The 4,359-nt window shown below is 65.3% G+C and carries 4 protein-coding genes; all 4 read left to right on the plus strand.

Annotated elements, in window-relative coordinates:
• A partial coding sequence (locus PSV33_RS03215) for a thiamine pyrophosphate-dependent enzyme (RefSeq protein WP_300558636.1) occupies window positions 1–1,130 on the plus strand: 1,130 nt, incomplete at its 5' end.
• 95 nt (window positions 1,131–1,225) lie between these two features.
• A complete protein-coding gene (locus PSV33_RS03220; RefSeq protein WP_300558638.1) occupies window positions 1,226–2,737 on the plus strand; it encodes an indolepyruvate oxidoreductase subunit beta family protein in 1,512 nt (503 codons plus the stop codon).
• A gap of 92 nt (window positions 2,738–2,829) precedes the next feature.
• Complete coding sequence (gene dctP, locus PSV33_RS03225; protein WP_300558641.1) at window positions 2,830–3,807, plus strand: TRAP transporter substrate-binding protein DctP; 978 nt, start codon at window positions 2,830–2,832, stop codon at window positions 3,805–3,807.
• A 65-nt stretch (window positions 3,808–3,872) separates the two neighbouring features.
• Window positions 3,873–4,359 (plus strand): TRAP transporter small permease (locus PSV33_RS03230; protein ID WP_300558644.1); only part of this gene is annotated, 487 nt, incomplete at its 3' end.

Genomic DNA, 4,359 nt, shown 5'->3' on the forward strand with positions numbered 1-4,359 from the left:
CCATGGCCGGCGAATACACCGGCGGCGTGGTGCTCAAGGGCCTGGCCCGCTTCATTGCCATCTACGCACCCGAGCTGCTGGAAGGCCGGGAACTGCCGCTGGCGGCGCGCCCCGCGGCCACCGGCCTGGCGCTGCTGGACGGCAACCCCAAGGCCTTTGCGATCCAGGCCGCCTCCGCCGAAGTGCAGGCTCGCCCGCCTTCGTTTTGTACCGGCTGCCCCGAGCGCCCCATCTTCACTGCGATGAAGCTGCTTGAGCGCGAGCTCGGCCAGCACCATGTGAGCTGCGACATCGGCTGCCACCTGTTTTCCATCCTGCCACCCTTCAACATCGGCGCCACCACCATGGGCTACGGCCTGGGCTGGGCCGGCGCCTCGGCCTTCAACACGACTGAAACCTCCAAGCGCACGATTGCCATGATGGGCGACGGCGGCTTCTGGCACAACGGGCTGACCAGCGGCGTCGGCAATGCGGTGTTCAACCAGACCGACAACGTGCTGCTGGTGGTGGACAACGGGTACTCGGCCGCCACCGGCGGGCAGGACGTGCTGTCGTCCAAGGCGGTCAACCCGCTGCGCAGCACCAACAACCCGATCGAGAAAGCGGTGCGCGGCGTCGGCGTGAAATGGGCCAAAACGGTGACCAACACCTACAGCCTGACGCAGATGCGCGACACCCTGCGCGAAGCACTGACCACGAAAGAAAAAGGCCCCAAGGTCATCATTGCGCAAAGCGAGTGCATGCTGAACCGCCAGCGCCGCGTCAAGCCGCAGATCCGCAAGAGGATTGCCGGCGGCGAGCGTGTGGTGCGCGAACGTTTCGGCATCGACCCCGACACCTGCACCGGCGACCACTCGTGCATCCGGCTCTCGGGCTGCCCCTCGCTGACCATCAAACCCAACCCCGACCCACTGCGGCGCGACCCGATTGCCACGGTGATCGACAGTTGTGTAGGCTGCGGCCTGTGCGGGGAAGTGGCGCACGCTGCGGTGCTCTGCCCTTCGTTTTACCGCGCTGAGATCATCAACAACCCGACCGCCTGGGACAGCTTCAAGCTGAAGCTGCGCACCGCAGTCATCGGCTGGTTGCAAAACCGCATCGAGCGCCGGCTTGAGGGAATAGCCGCATGACGGGAACACTACTGACATCGGGCAGTCCCGCACTGAGCGCCGCCGGGGCGCCCCAAGTCGCGAGCGCCCCCTCGGGGGGCAGTGCAGTACACGGAGTGACAAATGTGGGGGCTCGTTCAATCACCATTGCCATCCTCGCCATGGGCGGTGAAGGCGGTGGCGTGCTGGCCGACTGGCTGGTGGACCTGGCCGAGCAGAACGGTTACTTCGCGCAGACCACCTCGGTGCCCGGCGTGGCGCAGCGCACCGGCGCCACCGTGTATTACCTCGAGATGTTCCCCGAAGCGGCGGTGCCTGCGGGCCGCATGCCTGTCATGGCGCTGAGCCCGGTCCCTGGCGAGGTCGACATCGTGATTGCCTCGGAACTGATGGAAGCCGGCCGCGCGCTGCAGCGCGGCCTGGTGACGGCGAACCGCACCACCTTTGTGGCCTCGACGCACCGCGTGTATTCCATGACCGAGCGCACCGCCATGGGCGACGGCCGCGTCAGCTCGGACAAGCTGCTCGAAGGCGGGCGCGCCGCGGCCCGGCATTTCGTCAGCGCCGACTTTGCCCAGCTGGCCGAAGCCACCGGCAGCCTGATCAGCCCCACCCTGTATGGCGCGCTGGCCGCCACCGCCCGCCTGCCTTTTACCCGCGAACAGTTCGAAGCCACCATCACGCGCGGCGGCGTCGGCGTCACCTCCAGCCTGAAGGCGTTTGCGGCAGGTTTTGCCGTGGCGCAGCAAACGCTGGCACCGCCTGCCGCCGCTGCATCCCTGCCGGCCGCCACACCCATGCCCCCGGTAGGCGCGCGGCTCGCAGCCCTGGCACAGCGTATTCAGCAGGACTTTCCGGCCAGCAGCCACGCGACGCTGGCCGCCGGCATTGTGCGCGCTGCCGACTACCAGGATGTGGCCTACGCCGCGAGCTACCTGGACCGCCTGCGGCCGCTGCTGGCCCGCCTGCCGGCCGAGCCTGCGCTGGCGGCCGAGCTGCTGGACGAAACCGCGCGCCATCTGGCACTCTGGATGTCCTACGAAGACACCGTGCGTGTGGCCGACCTGAAAACCAGGCGCTCGCGGTTTGCGCGCGTCGGCGGCGAAGTCAAATTGAGCAGCAGCCAGCACCTGGGCATCAACGAGTTCCTGCATCCGCGTGTCGAGGAAATTGCCGACACCTTGCCGGCAGGTTTGGGACGCTGGCTGCTGGCCACGCCGTGGGCACGCGCCTGCGTCGAGCCTTTCACGCGCAAGGGCCGCATCGTGCAGACCAGCTCGATACGCGGCTACCTGCTGCTCTACACGATTGCCGCACTGCGGCCGCTGCGCCCGCGCTCACTGCGTTTTCAGGTCGAGCAGCAGCGCATCAGCGGCTGGCTGGCCAGCATAGAAAGCCTGGCGCCGATCCACCCGGCGCTGGCGCTGGAAGTGGCTCGCTCGCAGCGCCTGGTCAAGGGCTACGGCGACACCCATGAGCGCGGCTGGCGCAGCTACCAGCGTGTGATGGCCAAGCTGCCGCACCTCCAGACCCAGCCGCAGGGGGCGCAAACCTTGCAGGCCCTGAGCCAGGCCGCGCTGGCCGACGACAGCGGCAAGGCGCTGGAACAGATGCTGGCGACGGTGTAGGTCAACGGCGCAAGAGTGGCAGTTGCCCGCATTGACGGGATTTTGTGCAGAGCGGATCATCGATAACAAACCATGAACAGGAGACAAGCCCCATGAAACTCAGCTTTTCAAACACCGTCAGGACGGTTTCGGCCGTGCTGGTTGCCGCCAGCTTTTCGGGCGGCGTCGCCGCCCAGGAAGTCACGCTGCGCCTTGTCAGTGCGTTTGCCGAAAACGGCATTTACGTGCAGCGCCTGCAGCCCTGGATCAACAAGGTCAACGCCGAAGGCAAGGGCGTGCTGCAGATCAACTTCCTCGGCGGCCCGAAAGCCATCCCGACCTTTGAGGCCGGCAATGCGGTGAAAACCGGCGTCGTCGACATGGCACTGAACACTGGCGCCTTCTACACCAACGTGATGCCCGAGGCCGACTTCCTCAAGCTCACCCAGATCCCGGTGGCCGAACAGCGCAAGAACGGCGCCTTCGACGCGATCAACAAGGTCTGGAACGAGAAGGGCAACATGCAGTACCTGGCCCGCATGGTCGAGAACCAGCCCTTTCACATCTACACCAACAAAAAGGTCGACAAGCCCGACCTGACCGGCCAGAAGATCCGCATCACCCCGGTGTACCGCGACTTCTTCCAGGCGCTCAATGCCAACGTCATCACCACGCCACCAGGCGAGGTCTACACGGCACTCGAGCGCGGCGTGGTTGACGGCTATGGCTGGCCGATCGGCGGCATATTTGATTTGAACTGGCATGAAAAAACCAAGTTCCGCATCGACCCAGGCTTCTATGACGCCGAAGTCTCGCTGATCATGAACCTGCCGGCGTACAAAAAGCTCACCGACACGCAGCGCAACTACCTGCAAAAGCAGCTACTCGCGCTCGAAGCCGAAAACACCTTCTGGGCCCAGTACACCACCACCGAAACCGCCCGCCAGCAGGCAGCCGGCATCCAGACCATCAAGTTTGATGCCGCCACGTCCAAGGCCTTCCGCGACAAGGCTTACGACATCGGCTGGGCCGGTGCGGCCAAACAAAGCCCGGACATCGCCGCCCGCTTCAAGCCACTGTTTTCCAAATGAAGGGCCAGCCGCAGCCGGCACACGGCCCCTTTTCCGCCCGTGCCCTGGTTGCGGCGGCTTGACACATGATTGACCGCCTCTCTTCCCACTACGGCAGGGCGCTCAGCGCGCTGGCCATGCTCGGCTGCGCCATCCTGATGGCCATGATGCTGATCATCGTGGCCGACGTGGCGCTGCGCAATGTTCCCATTCCCGGGTTGCCGCAAGGCCTGGCCTGGAGCAACGAAATTTCCGAGCTCATGCTCTACCTGATCACCATGTGTGTGGCGCCCTGGCTGCTGCGCCAGGGCCAGCACATCCGGGTGGACATCATGCTGCAGGCCCTGCCACCCCGGCTGGCCTGGACCCTGGAATGGGTCGGCGACCTGATCGGTTTTGCCTGCTGCGTGGTGATTGCCTGGTATGGCACGCAGGCCGCCTGGTCGAGCTACACCTCGGGCGCCGTCAACATCAAGACCCTGGTCACCCCCGAATGGTGGGCACTGGCGCCACTGCCCCTGGTTTTTGTTCTTCTTGGAATTGAAATGATTTTTCGCATGATCCGGCTGCAAC

Source organism: Polaromonas sp. (assembly GCF_029945895.1).
GTDB lineage: Bacteria > Pseudomonadota > Gammaproteobacteria > Burkholderiales > Burkholderiaceae_C > Polaromonas.